Annotated in this window: 18 protein-coding genes; 17 read left to right on the top strand and 1 reads right to left on the bottom strand. The window is 60.0% G+C overall.

The features are described from left to right. Position 1: 1 nt before the first annotated feature. The 14 genes from AB3X94_RS36170 (at position 2) to AB3X94_RS36105 (ending at position 14,202) form a co-directional block, all read left to right on the top strand. Positions 2-859 carry a protocatechuate 3,4-dioxygenase gene (locus AB3X94_RS36170; RefSeq protein WP_176106438.1) on the top strand — a complete coding sequence of 286 codons (858 nt, stop codon included), beginning with the start codon at positions 2-4 and terminating at the stop codon, positions 857-859. A 1-nt stretch (position 860) separates the two neighbouring features. Further along, a complete protein-coding gene (locus AB3X94_RS36165) occupies positions 861-1,205 on the top strand; it encodes a non-heme iron oxygenase ferredoxin subunit (protein WP_368614007.1) in 345 nt (114 codons plus the stop codon). A gap of 11 nt (positions 1,206-1,216) precedes the next feature. Next, complete coding sequence (locus tag AB3X94_RS36160; protein WP_176106436.1) at positions 1,217-2,620, top strand: aromatic ring-hydroxylating dioxygenase subunit alpha; 1,404 nt, start codon at positions 1,217-1,219, stop codon at positions 2,618-2,620. Continuing rightward, entirely contained in the window at positions 2,617-3,168 is a 552-nt protein-coding gene (locus tag AB3X94_RS36155) for a 3-phenylpropionate/cinnamic acid dioxygenase subunit beta (protein ID WP_081069608.1), read from the top strand. The genes AB3X94_RS36160 and AB3X94_RS36155 overlap by 4 nt, the downstream gene beginning before the upstream one ends. A gap of 2 nt (positions 3,169-3,170) precedes the next feature. Further along, on the top strand, positions 3,171-3,980 hold the full coding sequence (hcaB, locus tag AB3X94_RS36150; protein WP_368614006.1) for a 3-(cis-5,6-dihydroxycyclohexa-1,3-dien-1-yl)propanoate dehydrogenase: 810 nt from the start codon (positions 3,171-3,173) through the stop codon (positions 3,978-3,980). Then, complete coding sequence (locus AB3X94_RS36145) at positions 3,977-5,026, top strand: NAD(P)H-dependent flavin oxidoreductase (RefSeq protein WP_368614005.1); 1,050 nt, start codon at positions 3,977-3,979, stop codon at positions 5,024-5,026. Before hcaB ends, AB3X94_RS36145 begins: the two co-directional genes overlap by 4 nt. 9 nt (positions 5,027-5,035) lie before the next feature. Beyond that, positions 5,036-5,815 carry a 2-keto-4-pentenoate hydratase gene (locus AB3X94_RS36140; protein WP_368614004.1) on the top strand — a complete coding sequence of 260 codons (780 nt, stop codon included), beginning with the start codon at positions 5,036-5,038 and terminating at the stop codon, positions 5,813-5,815. 4 nt (positions 5,816-5,819) lie between these two features. Next, positions 5,820-7,694 carry a feruloyl-CoA synthase gene (locus AB3X94_RS36135; RefSeq protein ID WP_368614003.1) on the top strand — a complete coding sequence of 625 codons (1,875 nt, stop codon included), beginning with the start codon at positions 5,820-5,822 and terminating at the stop codon, positions 7,692-7,694. 22 nt (positions 7,695-7,716) lie between these two features. Next, the gene (locus AB3X94_RS36130) at positions 7,717-8,667 is read left to right on the top strand and encodes an acetaldehyde dehydrogenase (acetylating) (protein ID WP_368614002.1); all 951 of its coding nucleotides are present in this window, start codon (positions 7,717-7,719) and stop codon (positions 8,665-8,667) included. 13 nt (positions 8,668-8,680) lie between these two features. Further along, entirely contained in the window at positions 8,681-9,718 is a 1,038-nt protein-coding gene (gene dmpG, locus AB3X94_RS36125; protein WP_368614001.1) for a 4-hydroxy-2-oxovalerate aldolase, read from the top strand. A 4-nt stretch (positions 9,719-9,722) separates the two neighbouring features. Further along, positions 9,723-10,745 carry an FAD-binding oxidoreductase gene (locus AB3X94_RS36120; RefSeq protein WP_368614000.1) on the top strand — a complete coding sequence of 341 codons (1,023 nt, stop codon included), beginning with the start codon at positions 9,723-9,725 and terminating at the stop codon, positions 10,743-10,745. 79 nt (positions 10,746-10,824) lie between these two features. Beyond that, positions 10,825-12,438, top strand: a complete 1,614-nt coding sequence (locus tag AB3X94_RS36115) for a methyl-accepting chemotaxis protein (RefSeq protein ID WP_368613999.1) — start codon at positions 10,825-10,827, stop codon at positions 12,436-12,438. A gap of 55 nt (positions 12,439-12,493) precedes the next feature. After that, entirely contained in the window at positions 12,494-13,243 is a 750-nt protein-coding gene (locus AB3X94_RS36110) for an electron transfer flavoprotein subunit beta/FixA family protein (RefSeq protein ID WP_368613998.1), read from the top strand. 23 nt (positions 13,244-13,266) lie between these two features. Further along, entirely contained in the window at positions 13,267-14,202 is a 936-nt protein-coding gene (locus AB3X94_RS36105; protein WP_368613997.1) for an electron transfer flavoprotein subunit alpha/FixB family protein, read from the top strand. A 28-nt stretch (positions 14,203-14,230) separates the two neighbouring features. On the opposite strand, the gene AB3X94_RS36100 is transcribed toward AB3X94_RS36105, so the two are convergent. Then, positions 14,231-14,485 carry a hypothetical protein gene (locus AB3X94_RS36100; protein WP_176106426.1) on the bottom strand — a complete coding sequence of 85 codons (255 nt, stop codon included), beginning with the start codon at positions 14,483-14,485 and terminating at the stop codon, positions 14,231-14,233. Positions 14,486-14,676: 191 nt separating this feature from the next. Between AB3X94_RS36100 and AB3X94_RS36095 the strand changes: the two genes are divergently transcribed. From AB3X94_RS36095 to sucD, 3 genes are all read left to right on the top strand, one after another. After that, a complete protein-coding gene (locus tag AB3X94_RS36095) occupies positions 14,677-15,693 on the top strand; it encodes an NADP-dependent oxidoreductase (protein ID WP_368613996.1) in 1,017 nt (338 codons plus the stop codon). A gap of 199 nt (positions 15,694-15,892) precedes the next feature. After that, the gene (sucC, locus tag AB3X94_RS36090) at positions 15,893-17,062 is read left to right on the top strand and encodes an ADP-forming succinate--CoA ligase subunit beta (RefSeq protein ID WP_368613995.1); all 1,170 of its coding nucleotides are present in this window, start codon (positions 15,893-15,895) and stop codon (positions 17,060-17,062) included. A 130-nt stretch (positions 17,063-17,192) separates the two neighbouring features. Next, entirely contained in the window at positions 17,193-18,074 is an 882-nt protein-coding gene (gene sucD / locus AB3X94_RS36085) for a succinate--CoA ligase subunit alpha (protein WP_368613994.1), read from the top strand. The last annotated feature ends 183 nt before the right edge of the window (positions 18,075-18,257 follow it).

Genomic DNA, 18,257 nt, shown 5'->3' with positions numbered 1-18,257 from the left:
TATGGGAAAAATCGTAGGAGCGTTTCTGGTCCCGCATGATCCCGTCATGTATGTGGCGCCGGAGGCGCCGGCGAAGCAGCAGCGCGATGCGGTCTGGCAGGCCTATGCGGAGTGCGCGCAGCGCCTGCAAGAGCTAGAGCCGACCACCGTAATCATCATCGGCTGCGATCACTACATCTTGTTCGGTCCGCAGTGTCTGCCGAGCTACCTGATAGCGACCGGAGACGTCGACGGCCCCATCGATCAGCTACCCGGACTCAAACGCGCTGCGTTCAGCAATAACGAGGCGTTGGCGGCACATATCGCTACGTACGGACGTGAAAACGGATTCGATTGGGCGGTGGCGCGCGCGTTCACAGCGGACCATTCGGTGGCGATTCCTCAGCAGCTTATCGTCGATCCGTTGCGCACGATGAGCGTAGACGTCAAAACCATTCCGGTCTATCTGGCGTGCGGCGTCGATCCGTACATCACGTTACGGCGATCCGCGGAACTGGGCGAACAGATCAGGCGGGCAGTCGAGGCTTTCCCCATCGATGAGCGCGTCGTCGTGATCGGCAGCGGTGGAATAAGTCATTGGGTAGGCTCTGCCCAAATGGGGCGAGTGAACGCAGTGTTCGATCGCGAAATCATCGGGTACGCCGAGGCAGGCGATCTCAATGCGCTATGCGCGTTGTCGGACGAGTACATCCTCGAGCACGGCGGTGAGGGTGGAATGGAAATCCGCAATTGGGCCTGCGCCATGGGAGCGCTCGAAGGCTCCCGCGGAGAAACGATTGCCTACGAGGCAGTGCCGGAGTGGGTGACCGGGCTGGGTTTCGTACAGCTGCATCCGCAGCGAAGCGAGAAGGACTCCTGAGATGAGCAACAAGATTTTCTTGATCAAACGAGACCAGCTGCAACCAGGACAGGTGTGCAAGGTTCAGCAGTCGAGCTGCCCGCTTGCGGTCTACAACGTCGACGGTGTTTTCTATGCGACGTCCGATATGTGCACGCATGCGACCGCTTCGCTTTCGGAAGGCGAAATTGTAGACGGCGATCTGATCGCCTGCCCGCTCCACGATGGGCAATTTCATATTCCGACCGGGCAAGCGATGGCGTTCCCATGCACGGTGGATCTGCGGACTTACAAGGTGATCGAGGAAGGCGACGATATTTACGCCGACCTTGAACAGGAAGCGGACGCGGCGGCGTCGGCAATCTGAGGAGCGAAGAAATGACATACGAGTGCACCGGAAGCTGCGAGCGGCTGCGCAAGGATCCGGCTAGCGAGCCGCTTGCCGGCCTCGACCGGCTGATCGATCTCGACGCCGGGCGTCTGTCGCGCAGGGTCTATTGGGATCAGCGCATATACGAGCAGGAACTCGAGAAGATCTTTGCCCGGAGCTGGCTGTTTCTCGCGCATGAGTCACAGATTCCCAAGGCCGGCGATTATCTGACGACCTATATGGCCGAAGACAACGTCATCGTCGTTCGCCAGAAGGACGGATCCATCAAGGCGTTCCTCAACACCTGTCCGCATCGCGGCAACAAGCTGAACTTCACGGACGCTGGTAACGCACGCAGTTTCGTCTGCAACTATCACGGCTGGGCTTTCGGCATCGACGGTGCGCTGCGCGGCATGGCCGGCCAGGAATTGTTCGACGAAAGTGGAATGAATCGTGCCGAGCACGCCCTGCACCCCGTCGCTCAGGTCGCAACCTACAAGGGCCTCGTATTCGGCAATATGGATCCGGATGCGCCCTCGTTGAACGAATACCTTGGCGATTTCCGGTATTACCTCGATGTGATCCTCGATATGGACGGGGAGGGCACGGAGTTTGTCGGCGGCTGCGTCAAGTCGGTGATCAACTGCAATTGGAAGATTCCGACGGAAAATTTCATCGGCGATATCTACCACGCGCTCTGGACGCACGACTCGGCGGCACGCGCAATGCTGGGCGGACCGGTCGCGGAAGTTTATAAGGATCCCGACTCGTACCATGTGAACTTCAACGGCCACGGCTGGGAGTTCAATCTCGACATCATCGGTAACGCGGCTACGTTGGGCGAAAAGGAAATTCGCAAATATCTGTATGGCATTCAACCGAAAGTTGCGGAGCGACTTGGCGAGTTTCGCTCCAAGATGATCGGTTCGATTTCGTCTGTCAGCGTCTTTCCGAACCTGTCGTTCCTGCCGGGGCAGAACACTTTCCGCGTTTGGCATCCGCGAGGACCGGGCAAGATCGAACTGCACACGTGGACCATCGTCAACAAGAGCGCGCCGCAGGAGATCAAGGAAAAGTGGCTTAAGGGGACGATGATGACGTTCTCGCCGACGGGTGTGTTCGAGATGGACGACGGCGAAAATTTTGAGTTTTCGACGCGTACCAATGCGGGTTTCGTCACGCGGCAACAGGACCTGTACATGGGGCTTGGTCGCGGCAGCCGTCTCGAGGACAGCGACTTGCCCGGCAATGTTTACCGGAATCAGGTCAACGAGGCCAACCACCGGGCGTTCTATCAGCGCTGGCTCGATCTGATGCAGGCCCGCTCGTGGAGTGACGTGCCGAAGCGCGACTCGGCGAGGCTTGATGAGAATGCATTTGTCCACGGGCAGGCAGCAAAGGAGGTCGCATGAGTGCGGTACCTACGCTCGTATCCGCCGGCCCGGCGGATGGCACGGTGGATCGGGAGGTTGCCCATCGCATCGAGCAGTTCCTCTTCCGTGAGGCACGACTGCTCGATACGGAGGCATGGGACGACTGGCTCTCGCTCATGACGGAGGATATCCATTATTGGATGCCTGCCATCGAGAACCGCAGGCGCGCAGACAAACTCGGCGCGTATGCCCCGGGTCGCGCCGCTTATTTTGACGACAACCACTTCGATCTGGCGCGCCGCATTGCAAGGTTCAAGCAACCGTCGGCATGGGCCGAGGATCCGCCAACCCGGCATGTGCATGTGATCAGCAATGTGGAGGCGTTGCCCGGTTCTCGGCCTGGCGAGTATGTGGTCCATTCGGTCTTTGTTAATTACCGCAGTCGCGGCGAGGCGGACAACGACCTGCTACTCGGCAGACGCGAGGATCTACTCCGCGAATTCGACGGCAGCTTCAAGATCGCGAGCCGCAAGATCGTCATCACGCAATCACTGCTGATGTCCAAGAACCTTAATACGTTCCTTTGACCATGGGTTGGCTAGACAACGATGTAGCGCTGATTACGGGCGCCAATTCCGGGATCGGGCTCGCCGTGCTGCGGCGTTTCCTCCAGGAGGGCGCGAAGGGCGTCGGGGCGTTGGTGCGGAGTGCTCAAGGCGCGGATGCCTTGCGTCAGGAGTTCGGCAACCGCGTTGCGGTGACTGTTGGTGACGTTCGCTCCGCCACGGCCAACGAAGAGGCTGTCGCTGCGACGCTGAGCGCATTCGGCAAACTCGATACGTTGGTTGGCAATGCGGGCGTTTGGGACTACTTCGCATCGCTGCGGAAGTTTGCCGACGGACAGCAGCTCGCTGACACTTTCCGCGAAGTGTTCGACGTCAACGTAATGGGGTATCTGCTTGCCGCGCAGGCAGCGGCGCCAGTATTGCGTGAGACGAGGGGCAGCATGATCTTTACGCTCTCCAACTCGAGTTTTTATGCGGGTGGTGGCGGACCCGTCTATGTGGCTTCGAAGCACGCTTGCGTCGGGATGATTCGGCAACTCGCCTATGAACTCGCGCCGGACGTTCGCGTGAACGGCGTGGCCCCGGGCGGCACTGCGACCCCTCTCAAAGGCCCGGAGTCACTAGGCAAGCATGACGCGCGGCTATCCGAGATCCCTGGATTCTCGGATGCCGTGGCGGACGCCGTACCGCTCAGCTTTATGGCCCAACCGGAAGACCACACGGGACATTACGTGCTGCTCGCCTCGCGCACCAATTCATGTGCGACGACGGCGAACATCATTCAAAGCGATGGCGGGTGGGAGGTGCGCGGGCGTCCCCCGCGCAAAGCATGACGGATATGGGAGGCGCGACGAAGATGGACGGTGCGACAAACCGCGGCTGCCTCGACGAGCTGTTCACTGCCGGTCGGTTGCCGTTAATGGCGGCGCCGATGTTTCTGGTTTCCGGACCGGAGCTTGCGATCGCCTGTGCAACAGCCGGCATTGTCGGTAGCTTCCCGGCCCCGAATGCTCGCAATGTCGATCTCCTGGAGGTATGGCTCGCGCAGGTGACATCCGCTTTGCGCGATATGCCGGGCGCTTCCCCCTGGGCGCTCAATATGATCGTGCATAGCACCTACGATCGCTTCGAGCGTGAGCTGGCACTGGTCATGAAATATCGGCCCCGCATCGTTTCTACCGCGCTCGGCAGCCCTGCGCGCGTGCGCGAGCATGTGCATAGCTACGGCGGCATCGTGATGGCGGATGTTGTCACGCCCACGCTGGCGCGCAAGGCTGTCGATGCAGGCGTCGATGCGCTGATTCTTGTTACCCATGGCGCTGGCGGGCACACGGGTTATTACAACCCTTTCGCATTCGTCGCCGAGGTCCGTCAATTCTGGAGCGGACCACTTGGGCTCGCTGGATGCATTACGAGCGGACGCGATATCCGCGCCGCCCAATTGATCGGTGCCGACTTCGTCGTGGCCGGCACACGCTTCATCGCGACTCGCGAAAGCATGGCGTCGGCCGAATATCGCGATCTGGTGGTGAGTAGTCGGATTGAGGATTTAGTTGAGTCCAAAGCCGTGTCGGGTGTTCTTGCCAATTGGCTCAAACCCACGCTGCATGCGGCCGGCATCGATGCGTCCCGGGATAGTGAAGGCAAAAGGATCGATTTTTCGGGCGACATCAGTGCCGGGAAAAAGGCGTGGAAGGACGTGTGGTCGGCGGGACAAGGGCTAGGCGCAATCGGGCACTTGAGCAGCGTCGCTGAGTTGGTACGGCAGCTCGAATGCGAATACCTCGAAATGCTGACAACAGAACGGGAACAGACCGGTGCACTGTTGGGCCGCTGGCGAGGGGCATCCGCGTGCCGCGCGTCGGTCCGTCAATATTAGGAGAGAGGCATGAGACCAGGCATTGAGGGAGCAGCCGAAGCATTGTGGCAGGCGCGCTCCGAACGGAAGACTATCGCTCGCGTGTCGGAGACCTTCGACATTCAAACGGTGCAGGATGCCTACGCGATCGCCGAGGTCAACGTCAACCGCGCCCTTGCGGCGGGCGCACGAGTCTGTGGAAAAAAGATTGGCTTGACATCGAAAGCCGTACAACAGCAGCTTGGGGTCGATCAGCCCGACTACGGCGTGCTGTTCGCGGACATGGAGTATTTGAGCGGTGCCGAACTACCGGCGCAAAAGCTGATTCAGCCAAAGGCCGAAGGGGAGATCGCGTTCGTTGTTGGTCGCGATCTCGATGCTCCGGACTTGAGCTGGGGGCATTTTCTCATCGGTTTGGAATACGCGTTGCCGGCGATCGAGGTTGTCGACAGTGCGATCGACGATTGGAAGATTACGCTTGTCGATACCGTCGCTGACAATGCGTCCTGCGGGCTTTACGTTCTCGGCCTCGAGCCGCGCCGTATAGGCGATCTCTCGTTGGCCGGATGCGGGATGGACTTCAGGAAGAACGGGATGACTGCCTCCGTCGGGTCAGGGGTGGCTTGCCTCGGAAATCCGCTGAGCGCGACGTACTGGCTTGCCAAAAAGATGGCTGAACTCGGCCAACCCCTGCGCGCCGGTGACGTCGTGATGTCGGGCGCGCTCGGGCCGATGGTGCCGGTGACGAGGGGCGATCGCGTCGACGTGGAGATCAGCGGCCTAGGCCGCGTGAGCTGCGCGCTGGAGTGACGTGATGAACTCGGCGCATGATGTACTCGACGGGCTTAGCTGGCATCAGGCGTCAGCGGGGCTTGCCTTGGCAACGCCCGATATCGAACGCACTGACGCTCCCGACGGCAGCTTCATTCTGCGTTCGCGCATGCCGCCAAGGCCGCACGTTGGATGCATTGGCAGCTGGCTTGAATACTGGAGCCGCACCACGCCTGGACAGATCTTCCTGGCGGAGCGTACTGACGGCGGTGCGGGTTGGCGCCGTTTCACGTATGCGCAAGTGCGTGTAGAGGTGGGCGCGATCGCTCAAGGCCTGCTCGATATCGGCCCGGCATCCCGGCGGCCCATTGTAGTTCTATCGGATAACAGCATAGATGCTGCGCTTGTGGCGCTGGCCGCGATGCATATCGGCCTGCCGGTGTCGTTCATATCGGCAGCCTATTCGAGAGCAGCGCACGATTGCAGCAAATTGAACGCGCTCCTAAACGTGCTGGATCCGGGTCTGATGTATGCCGACGACGGAGAAGTTTATGGCAAGGCCATGCAGGCTAGCGGCAGGCAATGCCCGCTCGTGTATTCGCGGAATGTACTGGACAGCGGGATCGATCTCGGCTGCCTACGCAAGACGCGGGAAACGGCAGCCATCATGGAGGCTCACGCATGCGTCACGCCGGATACGCACGCGAAATACCTGCTGACGTCAGGCTCGACTGGCATCCCGAAAGCCGTAATCAATACGCACGGAATGCTTTGTGCAAACCAGGAGGCGATCGCTCAGGTTTGGCCGTTTGTTGACTTCGCCGCACCGATCGTCGTGGACTGGCTGCCTTGGAGCCATACATTTGGCGGCAACCACAACTTCAACATGATCCTGCGCAATGGCGGCTCCCTCTATATCGATGATGGGCGGCCCGTGCCCGGGTCGATCGAAAAATCGGTGCGTAATTTATTCGAACTGTCGCCGACACTCTATTTCAACGTGCCGCGCGGATTCGATGTGTTGCTGCCCCATCTCGAGCAAAACGAGACGTTTGCACGGCATTTTTTCAAGAATATGCGGGCAATCTTTTTCGCTGGCGCTGCGTTGCCAAAGCCGCTATGGGATCGCCTGAAATCGGCCGCTGAACGCCATCGTGATGCGCCACCACTGTTCACTTCGGCGTGGGGCTCGACGGAAACTTCACCGGTTATCACCAGCCTGCACTTCCATTATCCCGAGCCCGGCAATCTCGGTGTGCCGGTTCCGGGCGCGGAAATCAAGTTCGTACCGAACGGTGACAAGCTCGAAATGCGAGTGCGCGGCCAACACGTCTTCCCCGGGTACCTCCATGCGCGGGAGCTAACAGACGAGGCATTCGATGAGGAAGGATTTTATTTGATAGGCGATGCAGGGCGCTTGGCCAATCCCGCAGATCCGAACGCTGGCGTTCTGTTTGATGGACGCATCTCGGAAGATTTCAAGCTGACCACGGGAAGCTGGGTGTCGGTCGGCACGTTGCGCCTACGTACCGTTGCCGCCCTGATGCCGTACGCGCAGGACGTCGTTGTGGCTGGACATGATCGCGATGAGGTCGGCCTGCTCGTTTTTCCGTCACCGGCCTTGCACGCGTTGGTCGGAGACGACGCGCGTGCGATGACGGGTGAGCAATTGGCGGCCAATGCAGAGGTCCGAAGAAGGATTGCAACCGCGCTCTCCTCGCTCAACGAGAGTCATGGCTCTGCTGGCCGAGTCGCACGCGCAATCATCATCGGCGCTCCGCCAAACCAGGAGAGTGGCGAGATTACGGACAAGGGATACATCAATCAACGGAGGGTGTTGACGTTGCGAGCGCACGAGGTCGAGCGATTATTTGGCGGGGGCGCCTCGGTCATCTTTCCCGCCACCAACACTCATTGAACGCACTAGCGAAGGACGAGCAATGGCAAAGAAACTGAAGGCCGCGATCATCGGATCCGGAAATATCGGCACGGATTTGATGAGCAAGATTATGCGACATGGCGAGCATCTCGAGATGGGGGCGATGGTCGGCATCGACCGTGCATCTGACGGCCTCGCACGTGCTTCGCGCTTGGGCGTAGCCACGACATACGAGGGCGTCGAAGGGCTCACCCGTCTGCCGGTGTTTGACGAAATCGATATCGTATTCGATGCGACAAGCGCCGCCGCGCATGTGAAGAACGACGCGTTCTTACGTCGGCTCAAGCCTGGCGTCCGGATGATCGACTTGACGCCGGCAGCGATTGGTCCGTATTGCGTACCTGTTGTGAACCTCGCTGAGCATGTCGATGCGCTAAACGTCAACATGGTCACGTGCGGCGGACAGGCGACGATTCCGATGGTCGCCGCCGTCTCTCGTGTCGCGAAAGTGCACTACGGCGAAATCGTCGCGTCGATCTCGAGCAAATCGGCAGGCCCGGGTACGCGCGCGAATATCGATGAATTTACTGAAACGACCTCAAAGGCGATTGAGCAGATCGGTGGAGCGACGAAGGGAAAGGCGATCATCATCCTGAATCCAGCAGAGCCGCCACTGATCATGCGCGATACGGTGTACTGCTTGTCAGAGTCGGCCGACGAGGATGCCGTGGCGCAGTCGATCGAGGAAATGGTGGCTGCCGTCAACCGTTACGTACCTGGCTATCGCCTCAAGCAGACGGTCCAATTCGACCGCATTGACGCCACTCAACCGTTGAATATCCCCGGGGTCGGCGCGCGGATGAGCGGGTTGAAGACCTCGGTATTCCTCGAAGTGGAGGGGGCCGCGCATTATCTGCCGTCTTATGCCGGCAACCTCGACATCATGACCTCCGCGGCGATGGCCTGTGCTGAACGCATGGCCGCCGAAATGGTCGCCCGTACCACTGCCTGAAGGGAGAGACGGCATGACATCTGACAAAAAGCTTTACATTTCCGACGTGACGCTACGCGATGGTTCGCATGCGATTCGTCACCAATACAGCGTGGAACAGGCCGTCGCCATTGCCAAGGCGCTCGACGAGGCGAAAGTCGACTCGATCGAGGTCGCTCATGGCGATGGTTTGCAAGGATCGAGTTTCAACTATGGCTTCGGCGCACACACTGACCTCGAATGGATAGCGGCAGTGGCGGGCACGGTCAAGCATGCCAAGGTCGCGACGCTACTTTTGCCTGGCATCGGCACGATTCACGACTTGCGCAATGCCTACGATGCCGGCGCACGCATCGTACGTGTCGCGACCCACTGCACCGAAGCCGATGTCTCGCGACAGCATATCGAGCATGCGCGCAAGCTTGGGATGGAAGCAGTGGGATTTTTGATGATGAGCCATATGACGACGCCGCAGCATCTGGCTCAGCAGGCAAAGCTCATGGAAAGCTATGGAGCGACGTGCTGCTACGTCGTGGATTCGGGCGGTGCCCTTGGCATGAACGACGTCCGTGAACGCTTCCGCGCATTCAAAGACGTCCTTGATCCCGGAACGCAGACCGGCATTCATGCACACCACAACCTGAGCCTCGGGGTCGCGAACAGCATCGTGGCGGTGGAGGAAGGATGTGACCGCATTGATGCGAGTCTTGCAGGGATGGGGGCGGGTGCCGGCAACGCGCCACTCGAGGTATTTATCGCGGCGGCCGCTCGACTCGAATGGAACCATGGCTGTGATCTCTACAAGCTGATGGACGCTGCAGACGATATCGTCCGCCCGCTGCAAGATCGCCCGGTGCGAGTCGACCGCGAAACGCTCGCGCTGGGTTACGCCGGTGTTTATTCGAGCTTCCTGCGTCACACCGAAGTCGCCGCAAAAAAGTACGGACTTAAGACCGTCGACATCCTCGTTGAACTTGGCCGCCGTCGTATGGTCGGTGGCCAGGAGGACATGATTGTGGACGTTGCGCTTGATCTGCTCAAGGCAAAAGAGGCCGAACGAGTAACCGGATAGTGCCATGACTGCATTCAAGCTGAGAATCGAGCCGGCGGGTGTCGAAATTCCGTGTTCCGCCGAGGGCAGCCTGCTCGATGCCGCGCTGGCTGCCGGTTACTTTCCGCGTCATAGCTGTCGGCGTGGCCAATGTAACGCGTGCGAGGCGCGCGTCGTGTCCGGCGACGCGCGCTATCCGAGCGGATTCGAGCCGGAAGGCGTGCGCGACGGTTACGTCTTGACCTGTCAGGCTCGCTGCACGACGGATGTCACGATCGAGGCCCAGGAGGTCGCGTCCACTCCGGGGCAGCGTGTTTTGCAGACAGGCGCGCGGGTGCTGGAAGTCCAGCGCGTGAGCGAGGACGTGGCCCGCGTGCGGCTGGCAGTGCCAACGCAAACGGGTTTTGCTTTTCAGCCGGGGCAGTATGTGGAAGTGGTCTTGCGGGATGGGGCGCGGCGCAGCTACTCAATGGCGAACGCGCCCGACGGGAGCGGAACGATCGAGTGGCATGTCCGCGCGGTGCCAAGCGGGCACTTCTCGAACCACGTCTACCGCTCGCTGAAGCCGCGTGACATGCTGCGAATCGAGGGACCATTTGGCACGTTCATGCTACGAAATTCGTCTGCGCCCGTTATCTTCCTGGCCTCGGGAACGGGTTACGCGCCGATTGCGGCGATGCTGAAGGCGCATGAGACGGTCATCCAGCAACGTGGCGCGGTGCTCTATTGGGGAGGCGTGCGTCTTGGCGATCTCTACGCATACGACGAGGTATGCGCGTGGGAGCAGGCCCATCCCGGGTTCCGCTTCGTTCCGGTTCTGTCGGGCGACGAGCCTGGTTGGACCGGACGCAAAGGCTTCGTGCATGAGGCCGTGTGTGCGGATTTTCCGAATCTTTCGCAGCATGAAGTTTACGCCTGTGGCAACCCGCTGATGGTCGACGCAGCGCGGCACACCTTCACTCAAGCGAACGGACTTCCGTCGGGAAATTTCTTCAGCGATGCGTTCGTCACTAGACCGGAGCCGGCGAAGGCCGACGAAAGGGTATGACTTTCGACCGCACAGGTGTGCACGACTGCGCCTGTGCGCACGCCATAACCTTGGCCTGGTAGGAAACTGGGGACAACAGATGAAAGGCATGATGGGAACGATGCGCTTCACGATCATTGTGGGTGCGGCTGTCTGCGTTGTTATGCTGGCTGCGATGAGTTCATTTAGCGCTATCGGACTATCCAAGCTAAATACACGTGTCGCGGACGTTTACCTCAAAGGCGCGCTTCCTATTGCGAACCTCGGCGACATGCGCAAGGCGCAGTTGGACATACGCTTACAGTTGCGCCGCGTACAGGCAACGACCGATGCGTCCACTGTCTCATCGTTGACGGATGCAATTCGCGAAGATGAAGACCTCCTACATAAGGCGTGGAATGGCTACTACACCAGTGGGGCTGCGAGTGGCGAAGGACGGGCGGTGGCCGACCGCATTGCGGCGTTACTTCCTCGGATCATGGATGGTGACGCGAAAATTACTTCGGCCCATGCGGCCGGCAACCGAGATACTGCGGAAACATATATCGTCGCCGATGAAGCGGTCTGGAAAGCACTGACGGCTGCCATTGATGATGGCGTCGATGTTACACGTTCTGAAGCGGGAAAATGGGCCGACCAGGGGCATGCGACCTATCATACAACGCTGATTCTCGCGTTGACGATGTCGGGTATGGGCCTACTCATAGCAATCGCTATTAGTATCTATCTCGTGCGTTCGATCTCGCGCCCCCTCGAAAAATCAATAGGTGTCGCCGGTAACATCTCTGTCGGCAAGCTGGAGAACAATTTAATCGTCGACTGCGGAGGTGAATTCGGTCAGTTGCTCGCGGCTCTGAAAAGGATGGATGAGCAGCTATCGTCGACGGTTCGCCGCATACTGGCGTCCGCTGACTCGGTTGGGCGTTCGTCCCACGAAATCGCAAGCGGCAATATGGAACTCTCCTCACGAACTGAAGAACAAGCTTCCTCGCTGGAGGAAACGGCAGCGAGCATGACGCAGCTGACGGAGACCGTGAAGCAGAATGCAGACAATGCAATGCAGGCGAATGTTCTCGCGACTGGCGCAGCCAGTCTAGCCGACACGGGTAACGAAGCCGTACAAGGCATGGTTGGAACTATTGAGAAAATCGCCAGCAGCTCGTCCAAGATTTCAGATATCACTGGCGTGATCGAAGGCATCGCGTTTCAAACAAACATTCTTGCCTTGAACGCCGCAGTTGAAGCGGCGCGCGCCGGCGAGCAGGGACGCGGATTTGCAGTCGTTGCCAGTGAGGTGCGCAGCCTTGCCCAACGGTCTGCGGCTGCGGCTAAGGAAATCAAGGAACTGATTGGCGCGTCGGTGGCGATGATCCAGGAGGGTGCTCGGCAAGCTACGGACGTGGGCGCAACCATGACACACGTCAAGCAGGCCATCCGCAGCGTCTCGGATATCGTTGCCGAAATAGCACGCGCATCCGACGAGCAAAGCCGCGGGATCGAGCAGGTCGGGCAAGCGATATCGCAGATGGACGAGGTGACGCAACAGAATGCGACGCTTGTCGAACAGGCGGCCGCCGCCGCGCAGTCACTCCAGGAGCAAGCAAAAAATCTAGGCGACGCGGTATCGGTCTTCGTGTTGCGGCAGAGCACTGAAGGAACGGTGGCATCCGAACGCCGCCAGGTTGAGGAGCAGCTAGAAGTTTCCGTCGTTTAGTAAGAAATTCCGAGCCCTCGGAGGGTTTTGCATTTTTCAATGAACGGTGATTGAGATGAAATTGTTGGTTTCAGTGAAACGCGTGGTCGACTACAACGTCAAGGTCCGGGTCAAGTCGGACGGCGCGGGCGTCGATATTGCGAATGTGAAGATGTCGATGAACCCGTTCGACGAAATCGCCGTGGAAGAGGCGGTGTGTCTGAGGGAAGCGGGTGTGGCTACGGAAGTGGTGGCGGTGTCGGCCGGTGTGGCGCAATGCCAGGAGACGCTGCGCACGGCACTGGCGATCGGTGCCGATCGCGCGATCCTGGTCGAGTCGAACGAAGATCTGCAGCCGCTGGCTGTGGCCAAGCTGCTCAAAGCGCTCGTCGATAAGGAGCAACCGCAGCTCGTGATCCTGGGCAAACAGGCGATCGACGACGATTCGAATCAAACGGGCCAGATGCTCGCCGCGCTGGCCAATCTGCCGCAAGCGACGTTTGCCTCGAAGGTGACGGTCGAAGGCGGCAAGGCCACGGTTGCGCGTGAAGTGGACGGCGGCGCGGAAACGCTGACGTTGACGCTGCCTGCCGTGGTGACGACGGATCTGCGCCTCAACGAGCCGCGCTACGTGACGCTGCCCAACATCATGAAGGCGAAGAAGAAGCCGTTGGAAACGATTAAACCCGAGGACCTCGGCGTGAATGTGGCACCGCGTTTGAAGACGCTGAAGGTGGCCGAGCCGCCCAAGCGCAGCGCCGGCGTGATCGTGCCGGACGTGCAGACGCTGGTCGAGAAGCTGAAGACCGAAGCCAAGGTGCTGTGAGATTACGCGCGGAGCGAGACGAAATGACGATTCTGGTAATTGCGGAACATGACAACGCGTCGATCAAGGGCGCGACGCTGAACACAGTTGCTGCTGCACAGAAGATTGGCGGCGACGTCCACGTGCTGGTCGCCGGCCACAATGCGCATGGCGCAGCCGAGGCAGCGGCCAAGATCGCGGGCGTGGCGAAGGTGCTGCTGGCCGATGCGCCGCATCTGGCCCAAGGCTTGGCGGAAAACGTCGAAGCCACGGTGCTGAACATTGCGAAGGATTACTCGCACATCGTGGCGGCGGCAACGGCCTATGGTAAGAACATTGCCCCACGCGTGGCGGCCAGGCTGGATGTGGCGCAGATCAGCGAAATCACGGCTGTGGTGTCCGCCGATACGTTCGAGCGTCCGATCTACGCGGGCAATGCCATCGCCACGGTGCAATCGGGCGACGCGATCAAGGTCATCACGGTGCGTGCGACGGGCTTCGATGCGGTCGCGGCCGAAGGCGGCAGCGCATCGGTGGACAAGATCGAAGCCGCAGGTGACCGTGGCATTTCGCAGCTCGTGAACCGCGAAGTGACGAAGCTCGATCGCCCGGAGCTCACGAGCGCGAACATCATCGTGTCGGGTGGCCGCGGCTTGGGGAGCGGCGAGAACTACACCAAGGTGCTCGAGCCGCTGGCCGACAAGCTCGGTGCGGCGCTGGGCGCCTCGCGCGCGGCCGTGGATGCGGGCTATGTGCCGAACGACTACCAAGTGGGCCAGACTGGCAAGATCGTCGCACCGCAACTGTATGTGGCGGTGGGCATCTCGGGTGCGATTCAGCACTTGGCCGGGATGAAGGATTCGAAGGTGATCGTGGCAATCAACAAGGATGCTGAGGCGCCCATCTTCAGCGTGGCCGACTACGGGCTCGTCGGCGACCTGTTTGTTGCCGTGCCCGAACTGACTGAGCGGATCAACTGAGGTTCGTCGAAATCGCCATCGGAACTATCTAAGGCGGAACAGAACGATGGATACGATGCAGCAGGCCCGCCTTGACGCGGCTGCCGCGGCCAATGCGGAGGACGCTTCGATTTGGCGCTGGTTTTGCGTGCTTCTCGAAGAGCGCAGAGTTCGGTGGCGCTATGCGTTCGATCAATGGGTCGTGAGCGTTGATCGAGTTCGAGTTGCAGCCGAAAGTAATTTTCACGATGCCATACGCGCGGCTAAACGGGCCGCCGAAAATCGCGGCCTTGGCCTGTTGCACGAAGCATCGGGCGATGTGAGACGGTCGAGGGTGAACGAGGACGTGACGCGGTGCCTCCGGTCCGACGATGAATGTCTGCGGTCTCCCGTCGGACACACCCATTAAACCGCGATAAGGCAGCGTCCTTGTTCGCCTATTTGTTGAGAATTTCGGAATAGCGATCGCGGAACCGAGCGGTGCATGGAGAACGTATGAAGCAAAAGTCGTGGATTGTCCACAAGCCGGCGCGAGGCGCCTATGACCCTAGCTGTCTGAAGCTTGAGGAGCGAGAGAGGCCGAGTCAGGCGGGCGGAGAGGTTCTCGTGCGCACGCTATTGCTGAGCTTGGACCCGAGTAGTCGCAATTGGCTCAGGCTCGATCCTGCATCTTCCCATTCGGCACTCGGAGTAGGCAGCGTGATGGTTGGCATGGCCGTGGGTGAGGTCGTTCAGTCGGGGTCGGGGTGCTTCTCCCGAGGAGATCTCGTGCAGGGACTATGGGGATGGGAAGAATTCTCGGTTGCCCGTCCCGACGCGCTTGAGAAAATCGAGCTGCCACCAGGCGTTCCGCTGGAAACGCACCTTTCAATCTTTTCGCACATCGGGCGTGCGGCCGCGGTGGGTCTTCTCGAAGTGGGCGCGCTCAGTCCGTCGGACACTGTGGTGGTGTCGGGTGCAGCGGGGGCGACGGGATCCCTGGCGGCGCAGATAGCCAGGGCATTTGGCGCCCGCGTGATCGGCATTGCCGGCGGTGAGGCTAAGTGCCGCAGGTTGCTCGACGAGTTGGGACTCGATGGTGCGATTGACTACAAGTCTGAGCCACTCGATGCAGCGCTTCGTCGTGAGTGTCCCGACGGCATCGATCTTTACTTCGACAACGTCGGGGGGGCGACGCTTGACGCTGTCTTAGAAAATATGGCTGTTGGTTGCCGCATTGTGGTCTGTGGCGCAATCTCGCAGTATGACCTGGCTACCGAGAGCGAAGCATACGGAATCAAAAATCTTCCGCTCATGCTCATCAAACAAGCGCGGATGGAAGGATTCGTAGTTTCGCAATTCGAGCATCGTTACGCCGAGTTCGACGAAGTGCTCCTCGATTTGTTCACCGAGGGCAAGCTGAAGCATCGTGCGCACCTGGTGGACGGGCTCGAGCACGCGGCTGAATCTCTAAAGCTGTTTTTTAGCGGTGCTAATGAAGGCAAGGTAATGATCCGCGTGGCGTCCCGATAGGATTTCCATTACCGTTCTCAGACATATGAAAATGGGCTGGCGCCGAGATGGGTGCTTTGTCGACCACCGGCTTCACGCGGTTCGCTCTTGGTGCACCAATCGGTTGTCTCGCCTCCGTTGCGGCTTGTACAGGGTAACGCCTTTCGCAATTTTCGATCGACACAACTCAATCCAACTCTCAGACTGAAGGGAATCACGCATGAAGATTCACGAGTACCAGGGTAAGGAAATCCTGCGGAAATTCGGCGTCGCGGTACCGCGCGGCAAGCCGGTCTTCTCGGTGGATGATGCGGTCAAGGCCGCGGAAGAGCTCGGTGGCCCGGTGTGGGTCGTCAAGGCTCAGATCCACGCAGGCGGCCGTGGCAAGGTCGGCGGCGTCAAGGTCGCCAAGTCGCTGGAACAGGTTCGCGAGTACTCGAACCAGATCCTCGGCATGCAGCTCGTCACGCATCAGACCGGTCCGGAAGGCCAGAAGGTCAACCGCCTGCTGATCGAAGAAGGCGCTGACATCAAGAAGGAACTGTATGTCGGTCTCGTGATCGATCGCGTTTCGCAGAAGATCGTCGTGATGGCGTCGAGCGAAGGCGGCATGGACGTCGAAGAAGTCGCGGAAAAGACGCCTGAGCTGATCCACAAGGTTGCCGTCGATCCGTCGACCGGCCTGAAGGACTCGGAAGCAGACGACCTCGCGAAGAAGATCGGCGTGCCCGACGCTTCGATCCCGCAAGCCCGCGCGATCCTGCAAGGCCTGTACAAGGCATTCTGGGAAACCGACGCATCGCTCGCCGAAATCAACCCGCTGATCCTGACCGGCGACGGCAAGGTCATCGCACTCGACGCGAAGTTCAACTTCGACTCGAACGCGCTGTTCCGTCATCCGGAAATCGTCGCGTACCGCGATCTGGACGAAGAAGATCCGGCTGAAATCGAAGCGTCGAAGTTCGACCTCGCGTACATCTCGCTCGACGGCAACATCGGCTGTCTGGTGAACGGCGCCGGCCTCGCAATGGCAACGATGGACACCATCAAGCTGTTCGGCGGCGAACCGGCGAACTTCCTCGACGTCGGCGGTGGTGCGACGACCGAGAAGGTCACCGAAGCGTTCAAGATCATGCTGAAGAACCCGAACCTGACCGCGATTCTGGTCAACATCTTCGGTGGCATCATGCGCTGCGACGTGATCGCGGAAGGCGTGATCGCCGCGTCGAAGGCCGTGTCGCTGAAGGTGCCGCTCGTGGTCCGCATGAAGGGCACGAACGAAGACCTGGGCAAGAAGATGCTCGCTGAATCCGGCCTGCCGATCATTTCGGCGGACAGCATGGAAGAAGCGGCTCAGAAGGTCGTCGCGGCTGCTTCGGGCAAGGCGTAAGCCACCTGTCTACGGCGCATTTACCAGCTCATTTGCCAAAATGACGAGTGGCGGCGCGCGAGCGACACAGGCGTGAAGCATCGCGCCGCGTGGCGCTGCCGCGCGACGCCAAACGAACAGAGGTCAATACATGTCGATTCTGATCAACAAAGACACCAAGGTCATCACGCAGGGCATCACCGGCAAGACCGGTCAGTTCCACACGCGTGCCTGCCGTGAATACGCAAACGGCCGCGAAGCGTACGTCGCGGGCGTGAACCCGAAGCGCGCCGGCGAAGATTTCGAAGGCATCCCCATCTACGCGAGCGTCGCTGAAGCCAAGGCTGAAACGGGCGCGACCGTGTCGGTGATTTACGTTCCGCCGGCAGGCGCTGCCGCGGCAATCTGGGAAGCCGTCGAAGCCGACCTCGATCTCGCAATCTGCATCACGGAAGGCATCCCCGTCCGCGACATGATCGAGATCAAGGACCGTATGCGTCGCGAAAACCGCAAGACGCTGCTGCTCGGACCGAACTGCCCGGGCACGATCACGCCGGACGAGCTGAAGATCGGCATCATGCCGGGTCACATCCACCGCAAGGGCCGCATCGGCGTCGTGTCGCGTTCGGGCACGCTGACGTATGAAGCAGTCGGCCAGCTGACCGCGATCGGCCTCGGCCAGTCGTCGGCAGTCGGTATCGGCGGCGACCCGATCAACGGTCTGAAGCACATCGACGTGATGAAGATGTTCAACGACGATCCGGATACGGACGCCGTCATCATGATCGGCGAAATCGGCGGTCCGGACGAGGCGAACGCTGCCGAGTGGATCAAGGGCAACATGAAGAAGCCGGTGGTTGGCTTCATCGCTGGCGTCACGGCGCCTCCGGGCAAGCGCATGGGCCACGCCGGCGCGCTGATCTCGGGCGGTGCGGACACCGCTGAAGCGAAGCTGGAAATCATGGACGCGTGCGGTATCAAGGTCACGAAGAACCCGTCCGAAATGGGCCGACTGCTGAAGTCGCTGCTTTGATCAGGAGCGGCAGCAATAGGGATGTAGAACACGAACCCGCGCGCGGTGCAGCCTAGGCAACCAAAATCGCCGAGCACAAGATCGACCGTCCGATCCGTGGATCCTCAAGACACCAACACTGCGGTGCCTTGGCTTGTCGGGCGTCTCACTGTACTTGGCTGCCTACGTTGCTCGCGCTAAACG

Source organism: Paraburkholderia sp. BR10923 (assembly GCF_040948765.1).
Taxonomy (GTDB): Bacteria; Pseudomonadota; Gammaproteobacteria; order Burkholderiales; family Burkholderiaceae; genus Paraburkholderia; species Paraburkholderia youngii.
This window is presented reverse-complemented; position numbering and strand designations above follow the sequence as displayed.

Coding starts and splice junctions, on each gene's coding strand:
- AB3X94_RS36170 (WP_176106438.1), top strand. CDS start 2: ATGGGAAAAATCGTAGGAGCGTTTCTGGTCCCGCATGATCCCGTCATG.
- AB3X94_RS36165 (WP_368614007.1), top strand. CDS start 861: ATGAGCAACAAGATTTTCTTGATCAAACGAGACCAGCTGCAACCAGGA.
- AB3X94_RS36160 (WP_176106436.1), top strand. CDS start 1,217: ATGACATACGAGTGCACCGGAAGCTGCGAGCGGCTGCGCAAGGATCCG.
- AB3X94_RS36155 (WP_081069608.1), top strand. CDS start 2,617: ATGAGTGCGGTACCTACGCTCGTATCCGCCGGCCCGGCGGATGGCACG.
- hcaB (WP_368614006.1), top strand. CDS start 3,171: ATGGGTTGGCTAGACAACGATGTAGCGCTGATTACGGGCGCCAATTCC.
- AB3X94_RS36145 (WP_368614005.1), top strand. CDS start 3,977: ATGACGGATATGGGAGGCGCGACGAAGATGGACGGTGCGACAAACCGC.
- AB3X94_RS36140 (WP_368614004.1), top strand. CDS start 5,036: ATGAGACCAGGCATTGAGGGAGCAGCCGAAGCATTGTGGCAGGCGCGC.
- AB3X94_RS36135 (WP_368614003.1), top strand. CDS start 5,820: ATGAACTCGGCGCATGATGTACTCGACGGGCTTAGCTGGCATCAGGCG.
- AB3X94_RS36130 (WP_368614002.1), top strand. CDS start 7,717: ATGGCAAAGAAACTGAAGGCCGCGATCATCGGATCCGGAAATATCGGC.
- dmpG (WP_368614001.1), top strand. CDS start 8,681: ATGACATCTGACAAAAAGCTTTACATTTCCGACGTGACGCTACGCGAT.
- AB3X94_RS36120 (WP_368614000.1), top strand. CDS start 9,723: ATGACTGCATTCAAGCTGAGAATCGAGCCGGCGGGTGTCGAAATTCCG.
- AB3X94_RS36115 (WP_368613999.1), top strand. CDS start 10,825: ATGAAAGGCATGATGGGAACGATGCGCTTCACGATCATTGTGGGTGCG.
- AB3X94_RS36110 (WP_368613998.1), top strand. CDS start 12,494: ATGAAATTGTTGGTTTCAGTGAAACGCGTGGTCGACTACAACGTCAAG.
- AB3X94_RS36105 (WP_368613997.1), top strand. CDS start 13,267: ATGACGATTCTGGTAATTGCGGAACATGACAACGCGTCGATCAAGGGC.
- AB3X94_RS36095 (WP_368613996.1), top strand. CDS start 14,677: ATGAAGCAAAAGTCGTGGATTGTCCACAAGCCGGCGCGAGGCGCCTAT.
- sucC (WP_368613995.1), top strand. CDS start 15,893: ATGAAGATTCACGAGTACCAGGGTAAGGAAATCCTGCGGAAATTCGGC.
- sucD (WP_368613994.1), top strand. CDS start 17,193: ATGTCGATTCTGATCAACAAAGACACCAAGGTCATCACGCAGGGCATC.